This is a genomic window from Wohlfahrtiimonas chitiniclastica DSM 18708, assembly GCF_000375345.1.
Lineage (GTDB): Bacteria > Pseudomonadota > Gammaproteobacteria > Cardiobacteriales > Wohlfahrtiimonadaceae > Wohlfahrtiimonas > Wohlfahrtiimonas chitiniclastica.
This window is the reverse complement of sequence record NZ_AQXD01000003.1, coordinates 22010-35913: the sequence shown is the minus strand read 5'-3', so window position 1 is coordinate 35913 and position 13904 is coordinate 22010. Positions and strand designations below refer to the sequence as shown.

Here is a 13904-nt window from a genome sequence, read left to right as displayed (position 1 = left end):
TTTATTCAAGTGCAAATGCGTTTAAACCATACATGCCTTGCATTTCTAGGGCTTTACCACCGCCACGCACCACACAGGTTAATGGATCATCTGCGATGATGGCATCTAACCCTGTCTCTTCCGAGATGAGTAGATCGATGTTGCGTAAAAGCGCGCCGCCACCGGTGATGACAATGCCGCGTTCAGAGATGTCAGCCGCCAATTCTGGGGGTGTTTGCTCAAGGGCTAAACGCACCGCACTGACGATGCCTTGTAATGGCTCCATCAAGGCTTCTAAAATTTCATTGGACGTGAGGGTAAATGTGCGCGGAATGCCTTCGCTTAAGTTACGGCCACGCACTTGTGTCTCTAACACTTCATTGAGTGGATAGGCTGTGCCCACATCTTGCTTGATGCGTTCAGCGGTTGGCTCACCAATGAGCATGCCATAATTACGGCGCACATATTGAATAATGGCTTCATCAAAATGGTCACCGCCAATGCGAATGGAGTTGGCATATACAATCCCTGTTAAGGAGATCACCGCGACTTCAGAGGTACCACCACCGATGTCTAAAATCATTGAGCCGGTGGCTTCGTGAACCGGAATGCCTGCGCCAAGGGCAGCGGCCATGGGTTCAGGAATCAATTTAACATCAATCGCGCCGGATGCTTCTGTGGCTTCTTTGATGGCGCGTTTTTCCACATGGGTCGCACCTGATGGTACACAAACAATGATGCGTGGCGTGGGTTTAATGAAGGCACGTTTATGCAATACGCGATTGATGAAGCTGCCGAGCATGTCTTCTGTGCGCTCGATGTCTGCAATCACACCATCTTTTAAAGGGCGGTAAGCATCGATGCCATCTGGCGTTCTGCCGAGCATGCGTTTAGCTTCATGACCGACAGCGGCGACTCTTTCACGGCCTGTTTTTTTATCTTTTTCCATAGCCACAACGGACGGCTCATTTAAAATGATGCCCTGTCCGCGAGCATAGATGAGTGTGTTCGCTGTTCCGAGGTCGATTGAAAGATCACAAGAGAAGAGTGACTTTAGTCGTTTTGGTATCATAATTTGTCCATCTGCCATCAGGAAAATAAAAATAAGGTGCCCATTTTACATGGTTTTGAGGGAATATAAACCTATGGGGCTATAAAAAAATGTGACAATGCAGTAACATACAATGGCTTTTAAAAATAGACATGTATAGGTGCCTTATGAAAAAGAAAAAGTTGATTGCAGGAAACTGGAAAATGAATGGCGACATCGCGCTCGCTCAAACCATCGTCGATGGCATTAAAGATGCTGCCGATCAAAGCAATCACGATGTGGTGATCGCGCCACCTTTTGTGTATTTGCCTCAAGTGGCATTGTGGGCAAAAGAGAGTAAAATTCAGCTCAGTGCACAAAATTTAGCAAAATTTGATCAAGGTGCTTATACCGGTGAAGTCTCTGGCAAAATGCTCAAAGACATTGGTTGTCAATATGTGCTTGTCGGTCACTCAGAGCGTCGTCAATATTTTGGCGAAACCAATGATGTGGTGGCAGAAAAAGTAGAGTTTGCCATTAAGAATGGTTTGACGCCAATTTTATGTGTGGGTGAAACCCTTGAAGAGCGCGAAAGCGATGCTTGGAAAAGTGTGATTGAAGCGCAGCTAAATAGTGTTGTTCAGCGCATTGGCATGGAAGCATTTGAGAACGTTGTTGTGGCTTATGAGCCCGTTTGGGCAATTGGTACAGGCAAGTCAGCGAGTGCAGAGATTGCCAACGAAGTGCACGCGTTTATTTTCTGTACATTAATTGGTAAAAGTGATAGTATTCGCGATTCTTTACGTATTCTATATGGTGGAAGTGTCACAGCTGATAACTCCGCACAATATATGGCCATGAGCCATATTGATGGCGTGTTAGTGGGCGGCGCTTCATTGAAACCAGATGTATTTTCACAAATTATTCGAAGTGTTGAGTAACATTGAAGGTTTAATATGGTATTAACAACAATCATTACAGTGATTCACGTTATTGTGGCTTTGTGTATTGTCGGATTGGTTTTGATTCAACACGGCAAAGGCGCAGACGCAGGAACGGCTTTTGGTAGCGGAGCTTCTGGTACAGTATTTGGTGCTGCCGGTAAAAGTAACTTTTTAGCACGCATGACAAAATGGTTAGTGGTGGTGTTTTTCCTCACCAGTTTTTCCATGATGGTCTTGTATGGCAAAAAAGCCACAGTTGAAGGCGAGAGCGTGTTAGATGTGCCAGCTGTATCGATTGTGCCAACGATTGAAGATCTGTCTGTTCCTTCTGTTGATCCTGTAGAAAATTCAACAAAATAAATTAATGTGCAAATCGCGCATTAATTATGCAGACAAATAGAAAAATTAATATATACTGTTTGAGTTAATTGCCGGCGTGGTGGAATTGGTAGACACGCTACCTTGAGGTGGTAGTGCTGAAAGGCTTCCCGGTTCAAGTCCGGGCGTCGGTACCATTATACTAATAAAGAATGGAAACCTATGGCTTTAGATAATCGAAAAGAAGTCGACTATAATTGGGTTGGTCGTGATAAGTTAGGTAATCGTGTTGAGGGTGTATTAAAAGCAGCGTCTCCCACTAAGGTGAGATCTCTATTAAACGCCCAAGGCATTCAACCACTCAAAATTGTCAAAGCTAAAGTCAAAAAAGGTAAGGGCGGTAAGGTTAAGCCCGATGACATTATGCTCTTCACGCGCCAATTGGCGACGATGTTAGCAGCAGGTCTACCGTTATCTGAAGCGCTCTCTATGCAGGCTTCAGGCGCATCTAAAATTGCTTTAAGTGAATTATTGTATACAGTCAAAACCGACGTTGATCGCGGTGGTGGCTTGTCGAACGCTTTAGCAAAACATCCTTTTATCTTTGATCGCACCTATGTGGGCTTAGTGGCTGCCGGTGAGCGTTCAGGGACACTTGAAATCATTCTAGCGCAACTTGCGGATTTCTTAGAAAAATCAAGTCGCATTAAAAAGACCATCAAAAAAGCATTGGTCTATCCTGCCATCGTTATTTTCATTGCGTTGAGCATCACCGCTTTAATTTTATGGAAAGTGGTGCCTGTCTTTGCGGACATGTTTAAAGAGCAGGGCAGGGAATTACCTGGCGCAACGCAATTTGTTGTAAACATTTCAGAAGGGATTCGCTCATGGGGCTTCATTTATACCTTAATGGGCATTGGCGTCTTCATTTATCTCTTTAAACGTTTACTGCGCACGAATTTAAAATTCAAACGCAAATTCGATGAAGTGGTGCTTAAACTCCCGATTTTCGGTAATTTAATTGTATTGTCTAACAGTGCAAACTTTGCAAGTACGTTGGCGACGATGTATGAGGCAGGTACGCCAATGATTGCAGCCTTAACAACGGTTGCTGATTCTACAAGCAACTCTGTATTTAAAGAAGCAATTGAGAAAATTAATGCGAACGTCTCCATCGGGCAAGAGTTAAACTTTGCGATGCGTCAATCAAAAATGTTCCCCGATATGGTGAGCTACATGGTGGGCATTGGTGAAAAATCCGGTAACTTATCTGAAATGTTAAATAAAGTTTCAAACTTATACATGGAAGATATCGACAATGCCGTGGGCGCGATGATGTCGATGATTGAACCGATTTTGATTGTGATTCTAGGTTCGCTCGTTGGTGGTATTGTTGTGGCGATGTATTTACCGCTCTTTAGTATGGCTGAAGGTATGTAGTGCAAGCAGAAATTCCCTTGTTCATCTTAATTTTTATTCTCGGAGCTGCCATTGGCAGCTTTTTGAATGTTGTTGCCTATCGTTTGCCTAAAATTCTGTTTGATCAAGATTATCGTGTGATTTCAGAGTTTTTGCGTGAAGAGGCGGCAAAGCCCGATCGTTTTAAAAGTGGCATTCCGATTTTAGATCGCATTTTGTCCCGTAACAATGCTGATCAACTCTTAACAAAGCACGATGTATTGCCGGCAAAAGGATTGTTATATTTAGCAACGCCTGCATCAAGCTGCCCAAACTGTGGGCATAAAATCCGCGCGTATGAAAACATTCCTGTCTTAGGTTGGCTCTTTTTAAGGGGCAAATGTTCAGGCTGTCATGCTCCTATTTCTGTGCAATATCCGCTCGTTGAGTTATTCAGTGGATTATTAACAGTTGCCGTGATTTACGTGACGGGTTTAGATTTAAATGGCGCGCTCTTTGTCTTTTTTATGTGGATTTTGATGACGTTGTCATTGATTGACCTCAAATTCTATGTATTACCGGATCAATTGACTTTACCATTGATGTGGCTTGGCTTATTGTCGAGTTTTTATGGTTGGATTCATGTCAATTTTCAGGAAGCCTTCTTAGGTGCAATCGTCGGTTATTTATCTTTATGGTTCATCAATCAAGTGGCGCGCCTTATTTTGCGTCGTGATGGCATGGGCAATGGCGACTTTAAACTCTTGGCTGCCCTTGGCGCATGGCTGGGTTTAGGCAATCTCTTTAATGTGATTTTGCTCTCTTCCATCAGTGGTGCGATCGTGGGCATTGCGGTGATGATGATTTCTAAAAATCGTATGATTCCGTATGGGCCATTTTTAGCGCTCGCTGCCTTGTTGATTGTGCTCTTTGGCATTGAGCCCCACACCTTTTTCTATCTTGCCTCATGATGGATCGACAGATCATCGTTCTGACGGGCGGCATTGCTTCTGGCAAAACATTGGCCTCTAATTATTTGGGCACGCTCAATGCCCATGTGATTGATACAGATGTCATCGCGCGTCAATTATTACAAAAAGATGGCAATTCCTATTCTCAAACAGCGCTCACAGCGGTTAAAGCTGCCTTTGGCGATGGAATTTTTAAAGAAGGTGTGATTGACCGCGTTCAATTGCGCGCATTGATTTTCAGTGATCCCGTCCATAAAACGACGCTGGAAAATATTATGCACCCATTGATTCATCAGCGGGTTCAAGATCTATTGGGTACAGGCGATGGCTCATATGATTTAGTGGTGGTGCCTCTATTGCATGCAGGCTCGCCATATGTCGCGCTGGCCGATCAAATTCTTGTGATTGAAGTGGATGAAGAAATACAGCTTGAGCGCGTGATGGCGCGTGATCACATTGATGAAACCTTGGCAAAACGCATCATTGATTCTCAACCAAGCAATCAAGCGCGCAGGGCTTTAGCGAATACAATCATCCTCAATACGAATGCTGAATATACGCAAAAAGTATTGAAACAGTTAGATAAACAGTATAGTCTAGCACCATCTAAGAATAGGGTGACATGATTTATGATTTATGAATTTCCTCTCAGTGAGGGTGTTCGCCGTTTGTTGCGTGCGGAGATGCTGTTTAAACAGAGCCAGTCGCACATTGAGTATGACAATCCATTTAGCACGATTGCAGCATTGTCGGCATTGGTGGATTTAGTGGAAGTGATCTCGAAAAATAATTTAAAAATTGAGATGATCAAACAGTTAGATCGTTTGCAATATAAAGAAGAGATCAGTGACGCACAGCGTCAAGAGATGAAAGAACTGAGCCAAGATTTAGTCTTTGGCAGCGTGAAAGCTTTTGATGAAGTCAAAGAAAACATCTTTTTAAATGTGGTTCGTCAGCGTTTGAAAATGACCGGCGGATTGGGCGCATTTGATTTGCCAAATCTCCATCATTGGTTGCGTTTTGAGCACGGATTACGTTTAGAGCACATGGATCGTTGGTTTAAGCAGTTTGCGCCCACAGAAAAAGCATTGAATTATGTTTTATCGATATTGCGCGCTTTGTCAGATCAAGAAGTGTGCCATTTTAAACAAGGACTATTTTACAAAACGGTAAAATGGGACGCTGAATTGGTGCGCCTAGACATGGGAGATAAAATGATCTACCCAGAGTTCAGCGGCAATAAGCAGCAATTGAGCATTCGATTAATGGAACAAACATCACCTTTTGATCCTGTCACGCAAGTGAAAGAGGATTTAGAGATGGTGGTTGAACGTTGTGGTTAATAGAGGTTTTTTATGAGTCAAGAAAAGAAAATTGCATTGGTAACAGGCGCAACTCGCGGGATTGGTAAAGCAATTGCCGAAGCTTTAGTGGCAGCGAACTACTTTGTGGTGGGCACCGCAACATCAGAAAATGGTGTGGCAACCATTCAAGGCTTCTTAGGCGACAATGGCGATGCGCTTGTATTGAATGTTGCAGAGAGCGAAAGCATTGATGCAGTCTTAAAAGCCATCACTGAAAAACATGGCGCGATCTCTGTATTGGTGAACAATGCAGGCATCACAAAAGATCAGTTACTCATGAGAATGAAAGATCAAGATTGGTCTGATGTGATCACGACTAACTTAACCAGTATTTATAAATTATCGAAAGCAGTGATGCGCGATATGATGAAAGCGCGTTTTGGCCGCATTGTGAACATTACCTCCATCGTGGGTGTAACAGGCAATGCTGGGCAGACGAACTATGCAGCGGCAAAAGCAGGTGTGATCGGCTTTACAAAATCCATGGCCATTGAAGTTGCAAGCCGTGGTATTACTGTAAACTGCGTTGCGCCCGGGTTTATTGACACCGATATGACAAAAGATCTGCCAGATGCAGTGAAAGAGTCATTACTCAAAAATATTCCAATGAATATGCTCGGTCAACCTGAAGATATTGCCAATGCAGTGAAGTTTTTAGTGGCGGATGAGTCAGGTTACATCACTGGCGAAACGATCCATGTGAACGGTGGAATGTACATGCCATAGTGCAGGACTTGAAAAAGTCTTGGACTTTGTGCAACATTTTTTCTAAAATACAATTTGGTAATTTGATACCTATATTTTTTATTAAGTTAAGGATTTTTAAAATTATGAGCGATATCGAAGCACGTGTTAAGAAGATTGTTATGGAACAACTTCAAGTGAAAGAAGATCAAGTAACAAATTCATCTTCTTTCATTGATGATCTAAGCGCGGACTCTTTAGATACAGTTGAGTTGGTAATGGCTCTTGAAGAAGAGTTTGATTGTGAAATCCCAGATGAAGAAGCTGAAAAAATCACAACAGTTCAACAAGCAATTGACTACGTGACAGCAAACTTAGATAAATAATTTATTCAATGTCATAATTTGAATAATCTGGTCAGAATTGTCGATAGAGCGGTTCTCATAGGACTCAAAGGTTTTATGAAACCGTTCTATTTTTTTATCATATAAACATTAAGGAAATCGGTTATGAAACAGCGAGTAGTTGTCACAGGCTTAGGCATCGTTTCTGCATTGGGTAATACTGTGGAATCGGCTTGGACGAATATTTTAGCTGGAGTGAGTGGTGCTGCACCCATTACTGCATTTGATGCAACAGGGTATCCGGTCACTTTTTCGGCATCAACCAAAGATTTTGACGTATCAAAATACATGAATCCGAAAGATGCCAAACGTATGGATCTATTCATTCAATACGGGATTGGCGCTGCGGTGGATGCGATTAAAGACGCAGGTCTTGAAATCACAGATGCCAATGCAGATCGTATCGGTGCGATGCTCGGCTCTGGCATTGGTGGCTTGCCTGGCATTGAAGATAACTGCGAAACTTTATTGAAAAAAGGCCCGAATCGAATCAGTCCTTTTTATGTACCACGTTCAATCATCAATATGTTGCCTGGTCAATTATCCATTTTGACAGGATTTAAAGGCCCTTCCATTTCTGCTGTGACGGCATGTGCCTCAGGGACACATTCCATTGGTTTAGCAGCCCGCATGATTGCGTATGGAGATGCCGATGTGATGATCGCAGGTGGTGCAGAGATGGCCACAACCCCAACAGGCATCGGTGGTTTTGCCGCTGCGCGTGCCTTATCTTCTCGCAATGATGAACCCACAAAAGCCTCTCGTCCGTGGGACAAAGACCGTGATGGCTTTGTGCTTGGCGATGGTGCCGGCGTCATCATCTTAGAATCTTACGAACATGCTGTAAAACGCGGTGCACGCATTTACTGTGAATTGGTGGGCTTTGGTGCCACCAGTGATGCCTATCACATCACTTCGCCAATGGAAAACGGTGAAGGCGCAGCGCGCTGTATGCAAATGGCATTGAATGATGCAAAAATGAATCCAGATGCCATTGATTACATCAATGCGCACGGTACATCCACAAAGCTCGGTGACATGGCAGAATTAACTGCTGTAAAATCCATTTTTGGTGAGCATGCCTATCAACTGGCCATGAGCTCAACAAAATCCATGACCGGTCACTTATTAGGTGCCGCTGGCGGGATTGAAGCTGTCTTTGCGATTTTATCCATTCGTGACAATGTTGCACCGCCCACCATTAACTTAGACAATCCGGATGAAGGGTGTGATCTCAACTTGGTGCCACATACGGCGCAAGCGCGCAAAATTGATGTTGCCATCTCTAACTCCTTTGGCTTTGGCGGCACAAATGGCACGTTGATCTTCTCTAGGATGCAAGATTAATGGCATCACTGTTGCATTATCTTCAAAAAGCATTGCTGTTCATCGTTAAATATGTGCTCTCGCGCGCCATTTTATTGGCGGTCTTTGTGGGGCTCTTTTTGTGGCTCGCACAATTTGGGTACAACTTTTTAACGTACATGAAAACGCCCATGATCACCACCGAAACGCCTATTTTGGTGGAAGTGAAACCGGGCATGAACAGCGATGCATTATTGCGTGAATTAAAAGCGAAAATCCCTTCGACGGATCCTAATTTCCTTAAAATCTATGGCCGCTTAACCGGCACACTCAGTGACATTAAAGCCGGTGAGTATGAGATCACCGATCAAATGCGACCAGCGGATTTTTGGACGAATGTCATCAAAGGGCGCAGCATGCAATACGGCTTTACTTTGGTGGAAGGTTGGAATTTTAAACAGATGCGCGATGCGATGATCAATCATCCGAACATTGTGCAAACCATTCCAAAAGATGCGACGCCCGATGAAATCATGGCATTTATTGGTTACAAAGGGCAGCCGTATGAAGGTTACTTCATGCCGGAAACGTATCTCTTTCCGCGCGGGTATACGGATGTTGAGCTTTTAAAGCGCAGTTATGAATCCATGCAGCAGTTTGTCAATCAAGTGTGGGAAAAGCGTGATTTAGACTTACCCATCAAGAATCAACATGAATTATTAACGCTCGCTTCGATCATTGAAAAAGAGACAGGCGTTGCCCATGAGCGCCCAGAAATTGCCGGTGTCTTTGTGCGCCGCTTACAAAAAGGCATGCGCTTACAAACAGATCCGACGGTGATTTATGGTTTAGGTGATCGCTATCGCGGTACGATTTATCGCAGTGATCTTCAGCGCGATACACCATATAACACTTATACGCGTAATGGCTTGCCCCCAACGCCGATTGCAATGCCAAGCGTTGCGGCGGTGTATGCGGCAGCGAATCCTAAAGAGGGCAATAGCCTTTACTTTGTGGCCAAAGGCGATGGCTCGGGCGAGCATATTTTTAGTGCAACGTTAGAGCAGCATAATCAAGCGGTTCGCAATTATCGAGCGCGCTTAAATAATGGAAATTAAACATGCAAACAGGACGTTTCATTACGTTTGAGGGCACGGAAGGCGCGGGCAAAAGTACGCAAATTCCATTGCTCAAAGCTTGGCTTGAATCGCAGAGTAAAACCGTCATCACCACAAGAGAGCCGGGCGGTACACCTTTGTCTGAAAAGATTCGTGCTTTACTCTTAAATGATGACATGACGGCAGAAACAGAATTATTACTCATGTTCGCCGCACGTAAAGAGCACATTGAACAGGTGATTCAGCCGGCATTATTGCGGGGCGATTGGGTATTGTGTGATCGCTTTACAGAGGCAACGTATGCTTATCAAGCCGCAGGGCGCGCCATTGATGTCTCCCGCATTGCCTATTTAGAAGATTGGCTGCAAGGCACATTGCGCCCTGATTGCACATTGTGGTTTGACATTGATGTGGCAGAAGGTATGGCGCGCGCTGAAAAACGCCATGCGCTCGATCGCTTTGAGCAAGAAGCCATGAGCTTTTTTGACAAAGTCCGTAGTGGCTATGCTGAGCAAGCCGCAAAGCGACCGGCACAATTTAAACGCATTGATGCGGCATTAAGCATTGATGAGATCACTTTGCAAATCACAAAACAGTTGCAACCGCTGCTATGAGTCAAGCCCTTTCGTTTCATTCATTGCCATGGTTTGATCAGCCCTTAGCCGAGTTAATGGCGCGTTATGATCATGGGCAGTTTCCGCAATCTCTTTTGATGCTCGGTGAGCAAGGCATTGGTAAACAACAGTTTGCTGAAGATGTGGCACAAAGCATGTTGTGCTTAAATCGCACCCATCATGAGCCGTGCGGGCAGTGCCAAAGTTGTGTGTGGTTAAAGCGCGGCAATCATCCGGATTATTTAGCTGTGATGACGGAAGAAAAAAGCCAAGTGATTAAGATTGACCAAATTCGTCAGCTCATTCAATTTGCGCAAATGACCAGTGAAACGGGGCGTAAAGTGATCGTGATCCACAATGCCGATGAGATGAATGTCAATGCGGCCAATGCGCTGTTAAAAACGTTAGAAGAGCCGACGCCCAATTGCTACTTGATTTTAGTGAGCAATTATCCCAAAAAATTACCCATCACCATCACCAGTCGTTGTCAACGTTTACCTTTGACGCTGCATGATACTGCCTTGGCATTTGACTGGCTTTGCCAAACATTGCCAAATACCGCGCCTCCCATCATCGAGCAAGCAATGGCGCTGAGCTACAATCGCCCTTTACAAGCTCAAGCATTGTTAGCGAGCGATGGCTTAGACACAGTGACAACACTGCAAAAACAGTTTGATAAATTTGTGCAGCAGCCCATTTATAATCCTGAGCTTGTGGAGATCATGACAAAAAATTGGGCGCTTGCCAGTCATGCCATTCATTTGTGGCTCTCACAAGCATTAAAGGGGCAGGGCAACATTGCAGGGCTCAATGCAATTGCACCACAAAAGCTGATGGAACTTTATGATGCGTTCATTCGCTTGATGCATTTATCGGATACCACTGTCAAACAAGAGTGGCTCATCCAAGATTGGCTGACAAAATTTGTCACTCCTTAGACCAAAATTGGGCGGCAATTCAGTCACCTCATTTTTATCTTATTGATATTTATATAAAATATATTATTGGCATGGTTTGTGCTTTATTAAAAGCATGTCTGACAGACTAATATTAATTTTAAACTAATTTATTTAGGAGTTGTTATGTTACAAAAAGGTTTTACATTAATTGAGTTAATGATCGTTGTTGCCATCATCGGTATTTTATCTATGTTTGCATTGCCTGCATACCAAGATTACACAAAACGTACATATGTTTCTGAAGGTATGTCATTGGCTACAGCTGCTAAACTTGCTGCAACTGAGCAATATACTACTGCTGGCACTTGGGCGAAAGATAATGCTGAAGCTCAGCTTCCTGAAGGTGATCTAATTACAGGTCAATCAGTTAGCTCTGTTAATATTGGTTTGGATACAGGTGCTAAAGATGCTGCTGTAAAGACTGCTGCTGACGATGTAACTAATATTTATATCCAATATAATGAGAAAGTAACAGGTACTAAAGGTGTAGCTGGACATAAGACCGCTGCTACTGCTGCTGCTGGTGACGATGTTTTAACAATCGCACCTGTGATTGCTGATGCTGCTGCTAACCAAGGCGCTGTTAAATGGGTTTGTAGAGCTAAAGGGGATGCAATTGTGACTAAATGGTTGCCAACGAATTGTCGTACTCAAATTGCTGAACAATAATAATTAGTTTTATGATTAATAAAGACCCCGCTTCGCGGGGTTTTTTATTGCTTAGATTAAATGAGCGTGCGTCTAAGGTGCTCGATTTGGTCCCGCACGCGGGCAGCCTCCTCAAATTCTAGGTTTTTCGCGTGTTCCATCATCGCTTTTTCAAGCACTGCAATTTGAGCGGTGACAGTTTTGGGATCTTGCACTTGATGGAGATCAATGTCAGGTGACCAAATTTGTCGCTCATCATTTTGTTCAGTGATGTCACGGGCGCCTTCCATAATGTCCGCCACTTTTTTATGCACGGTTGTGGGCGTAATGCCATGAAGCGCATTGTATGCTTCCTGCTTTGCGCGCCGTCTTTCCGTCTCCTCAATGGCAACGGCCATCGCTTTGGTGATTTTATTGGCGTATAAAATCGCTTTACCTTCTGAATTGCGCGCCGCGCGCCCAATGGTTTGGATGAGCGAACGCTCAGAGCGCAAAAAGCCCTCTTTATCCGCATCTAAAATCGCCACAAGGGAAACCTCGGGAATGTCGAGCCCTTCACGCAGCAGGTTAATGCCCACTAACACATCAAACATACCTAAGCGCAGATCACGGATGATCTCGGTGCGCTCGACGGTATCAATGTCCGAGTGCAAATATCGTACTTTCACTTGATGCTCACTTAAAAAGTCCGTCAAATCCTCGCTCATGCGTTTGGTCAAGGTGGTGATGAGCACGCGCTCATTTTTAGCCGCGCGGTTGTAAATTTCACTCAACACATCATCAACTTGTGTATCGGCCGGGCGCACTTCAATGATGGGATCAAGCAATCCTGTGGGGCGCACCACTTGTTCGGCGATGTTGTCTGCATGTTCAGCTTCATAGGTGCTTGGCGTTGCTGAAACGAATATGGATTGAGGCATCAGTTTTTCAAACTCATCAAATCGCAATGGGCGATTGTCGAGTGCTGAAGGCAAGCGAAAGCCATAAGTGACCAAATTCTCTTTACGGGAGCGATCCCCTTTATACATCGCGCCAATTTGCGGAATGGTGACGTGGGATTCATCAATGAACAGCAGCGCATTGTCAGGAAGATAATCAAACAGCGTGGGCGGCGCGGCACCAGGATTTCTGCCGGAGAGATAACGGGAATAGTTTTCGATGCCTTGGCAATAGCCTAATTCCACAATCATCTCAAGGTCAAAACGCGTGCGTTGCTCAAGGCGCTGGGCTTCCACTAATTTATCCTGTGCGCGTAAATGTTCAAGCTGCTGCACAAGTTCCGCCTTAATGCCATCAATCGCACCTAACAAGGTTTCTCTTGGCGTCACATAATGGCTGGAAGGATAAACGGTTAAACGGGGTACTTTGCGCTCAATGTGTCCTGTTAATGGATCAAAAAAGCTTAAGCGCTCCACCTCGTCATCAAACAATTCAATGCGTACAGCATAGCGCTCACTTTCTGCGGGGAATACATCAATGACATCACCACGCACACGAAAATGCCCGCGCTCTAATACGGTATCATTGCGGGTGTATTGCAGTTCAGCAAGGCGCTTTAAGATGCTGCGCTGATCGATCACTTCACCGACGGAGAGATGCAAAATCATCTTCATATAATGATCTTTATCCCCAAGCCCATAAATGGCGGAAACCGTCGCCACAATGATGGTGTCATTGCGCTCTAAAATTGCCTTCGTGGCAGAGAGGCGCATTTGCTCAATGTGATCATTGACGGACGCATCTTTTTCAATGTAAGTGTCCGATGCTGCCACATAAGCTTCCGGTTGATAATAATCGTAGTAAGAGACAAAGTATTCCACGGCATTATTTGGGAAAAACGCTTTCATTTCGCCATAGAGCTGGGCGGCCAATGTTTTATTTGGCGCCAAAATGATGGCAGGGCGCTGCGTTTGTGCGATAATGTTCGCCATGGTGAAGGTTTTGCCTGAACCGGTAACCCCAAGCAGCGTTTGTGCCGCTAAGCCATTGTTTAATCCATCGATCAAACTTCGGATGGCAAGCGGTTGGTCCCCCGCGGGCTGATAGTGACTGTTGAGTTCAAATGCGTTCATTTTGATAAAATATTCTCAATAAAGATTGAATTTTAATGGTGTTGCCACCATTCATATACAAGTGTGAAATTTAAATTGTATGATTTAAAAAATCAG

At 44.3% G+C, this 13904-nt stretch carries 15 protein-coding genes and 1 tRNA gene; 14 read left to right on the top strand and 2 right to left on the bottom strand.

Features of this window, described 5'->3' with window-relative positions; genetic code table 11:
• Position 1: 1 nt before the first annotated feature.
• Positions 2-1048 carry a rod shape-determining protein gene (locus B143_RS0106680; protein ID WP_026165755.1) on the bottom strand — a complete coding sequence of 349 codons (1047 nt, stop codon included), beginning with the start codon at positions 1046-1048 and terminating at the stop codon, positions 2-4.
• Between the two features lie 149 nt (positions 1049-1197).
• Between B143_RS0106680 and tpiA the strand changes: the two genes are divergently transcribed.
• From tpiA to B143_RS0106610, 14 genes are all read left to right on the top strand, one after another.
• On the top strand, positions 1198-1950 hold the full coding sequence (tpiA, locus tag B143_RS0106675; RefSeq protein WP_018122683.1) for a triose-phosphate isomerase: 753 nt from the start codon (positions 1198-1200) through the stop codon (positions 1948-1950).
• A gap of 15 nt (positions 1951-1965) precedes the next feature.
• Entirely contained in the window at positions 1966-2313 is a 348-nt protein-coding gene (gene secG, locus B143_RS0106670; protein WP_008315341.1) for a preprotein translocase subunit SecG, read from the top strand.
• Positions 2314-2383: 70 nt separating this feature from the next.
• Positions 2384-2468: transfer RNA gene (locus B143_RS0106665), tRNA-Leu, on the top strand.
• 25 nt (positions 2469-2493) lie between these two features.
• Entirely contained in the window at positions 2494-3711 is a 1218-nt protein-coding gene (locus B143_RS0106660; RefSeq protein ID WP_008315339.1) for a type II secretion system F family protein, read from the top strand.
• Positions 3711-4640: a prepilin peptidase gene (locus B143_RS0106655; protein ID WP_018122682.1), complete on the top strand. Its 930-nt coding sequence runs from the start codon at positions 3711-3713 to the stop codon at positions 4638-4640. The genes B143_RS0106660 and B143_RS0106655 overlap by 1 nt, the downstream gene beginning before the upstream one ends.
• Entirely contained in the window at positions 4637-5266 is a 630-nt protein-coding gene (gene coaE / locus B143_RS0106650) for a dephospho-CoA kinase (protein WP_018122681.1), read from the top strand. Before B143_RS0106655 ends, coaE begins: the two co-directional genes overlap by 4 nt.
• 3 nt (positions 5267-5269) lie before the next feature.
• Complete coding sequence (zapD, locus tag B143_RS0106645; protein ID WP_018122680.1) at positions 5270-5983, top strand: cell division protein ZapD; 714 nt, start codon at positions 5270-5272, stop codon at positions 5981-5983.
• A 12-nt stretch (positions 5984-5995) separates the two neighbouring features.
• Positions 5996-6730, top strand: coding sequence for a 3-oxoacyl-ACP reductase FabG (gene fabG, locus B143_RS0106640; protein WP_018122679.1), 735 nt, complete (start codon positions 5996-5998; stop codon positions 6728-6730).
• A 104-nt stretch (positions 6731-6834) separates the two neighbouring features.
• A complete protein-coding gene (acpP, locus tag B143_RS0106635; RefSeq protein ID WP_018122678.1) occupies positions 6835-7074 on the top strand; it encodes an acyl carrier protein in 240 nt (79 codons plus the stop codon).
• Positions 7075-7197: 123 nt separating this feature from the next.
• A complete protein-coding gene (fabF, locus tag B143_RS0106630) occupies positions 7198-8439 on the top strand; it encodes a beta-ketoacyl-ACP synthase II (protein ID WP_008315333.1) in 1242 nt (413 codons plus the stop codon).
• Positions 8439-9515, top strand: a complete 1077-nt coding sequence (gene mltG, locus B143_RS0106625) for an endolytic transglycosylase MltG (RefSeq protein WP_018122677.1) — start codon at positions 8439-8441, stop codon at positions 9513-9515. The genes fabF and mltG overlap by 1 nt, the downstream gene beginning before the upstream one ends.
• A gap of 2 nt (positions 9516-9517) precedes the next feature.
• Positions 9518-10129 (top strand): dTMP kinase, encoded by a 612-nt coding sequence (gene tmk, locus B143_RS0106620; RefSeq protein ID WP_018122676.1) that lies wholly within the window; start codon positions 9518-9520, stop codon positions 10127-10129.
• Positions 10126-11067: a DNA polymerase III subunit delta' gene (gene holB / locus B143_RS0106615; RefSeq protein WP_018122675.1), complete on the top strand. Its 942-nt coding sequence runs from the start codon at positions 10126-10128 to the stop codon at positions 11065-11067. The genes tmk and holB overlap by 4 nt, the downstream gene beginning before the upstream one ends.
• Before the next feature lie 144 nt (positions 11068-11211).
• Positions 11212-11757: a pilin gene (locus tag B143_RS0106610; RefSeq protein ID WP_018122674.1), complete on the top strand. Its 546-nt coding sequence runs from the start codon at positions 11212-11214 to the stop codon at positions 11755-11757.
• A gap of 56 nt (positions 11758-11813) precedes the next feature.
• Here B143_RS0106610 and uvrB read toward each other — a convergent pair whose 3' ends face one another.
• Positions 11814-13808, bottom strand: a complete 1995-nt coding sequence (gene uvrB / locus B143_RS0106605; protein WP_018122673.1) for an excinuclease ABC subunit UvrB — start codon at positions 13806-13808, stop codon at positions 11814-11816.
• Positions 13809-13904 lie beyond the last annotated feature (96 nt).

Bases quoted from the DNA above. Each gene is read 5' to 3' on its own strand.
- tpiA (WP_018122683.1), top strand. From the start codon at position 1,198: ATGAAAAAGAAAAAGTTGATTGCAGGAAACTGGAAAATGAATGGCGAC.
- secG (WP_008315341.1), top strand. From the start codon at position 1,966: ATGGTATTAACAACAATCATTACAGTGATTCACGTTATTGTGGCTTTG.
- B143_RS0106660 (WP_008315339.1), top strand. From the start codon at position 2,494: ATGGCTTTAGATAATCGAAAAGAAGTCGACTATAATTGGGTTGGTCGT.
- coaE (WP_018122681.1), top strand. From the start codon at position 4,637: ATGATGGATCGACAGATCATCGTTCTGACGGGCGGCATTGCTTCTGGC.
- zapD (WP_018122680.1), top strand. From the start codon at position 5,270: ATGATTTATGAATTTCCTCTCAGTGAGGGTGTTCGCCGTTTGTTGCGT.
- fabG (WP_018122679.1), top strand. From the start codon at position 5,996: ATGAGTCAAGAAAAGAAAATTGCATTGGTAACAGGCGCAACTCGCGGG.
- acpP (WP_018122678.1), top strand. From the start codon at position 6,835: ATGAGCGATATCGAAGCACGTGTTAAGAAGATTGTTATGGAACAACTT.
- fabF (WP_008315333.1), top strand. From the start codon at position 7,198: ATGAAACAGCGAGTAGTTGTCACAGGCTTAGGCATCGTTTCTGCATTG.
- mltG (WP_018122677.1), top strand. From the start codon at position 8,439: ATGGCATCACTGTTGCATTATCTTCAAAAAGCATTGCTGTTCATCGTT.
- tmk (WP_018122676.1), top strand. From the start codon at position 9,518: ATGCAAACAGGACGTTTCATTACGTTTGAGGGCACGGAAGGCGCGGGC.
- holB (WP_018122675.1), top strand. From the start codon at position 10,126: ATGAGTCAAGCCCTTTCGTTTCATTCATTGCCATGGTTTGATCAGCCC.
- B143_RS0106610 (WP_018122674.1), top strand. From the start codon at position 11,212: ATGTTACAAAAAGGTTTTACATTAATTGAGTTAATGATCGTTGTTGCC.
- uvrB (WP_018122673.1), bottom strand. From the start codon at position 13,808: ATGAACGCATTTGAACTCAACAGTCACTATCAGCCCGCGGGGGACCAA.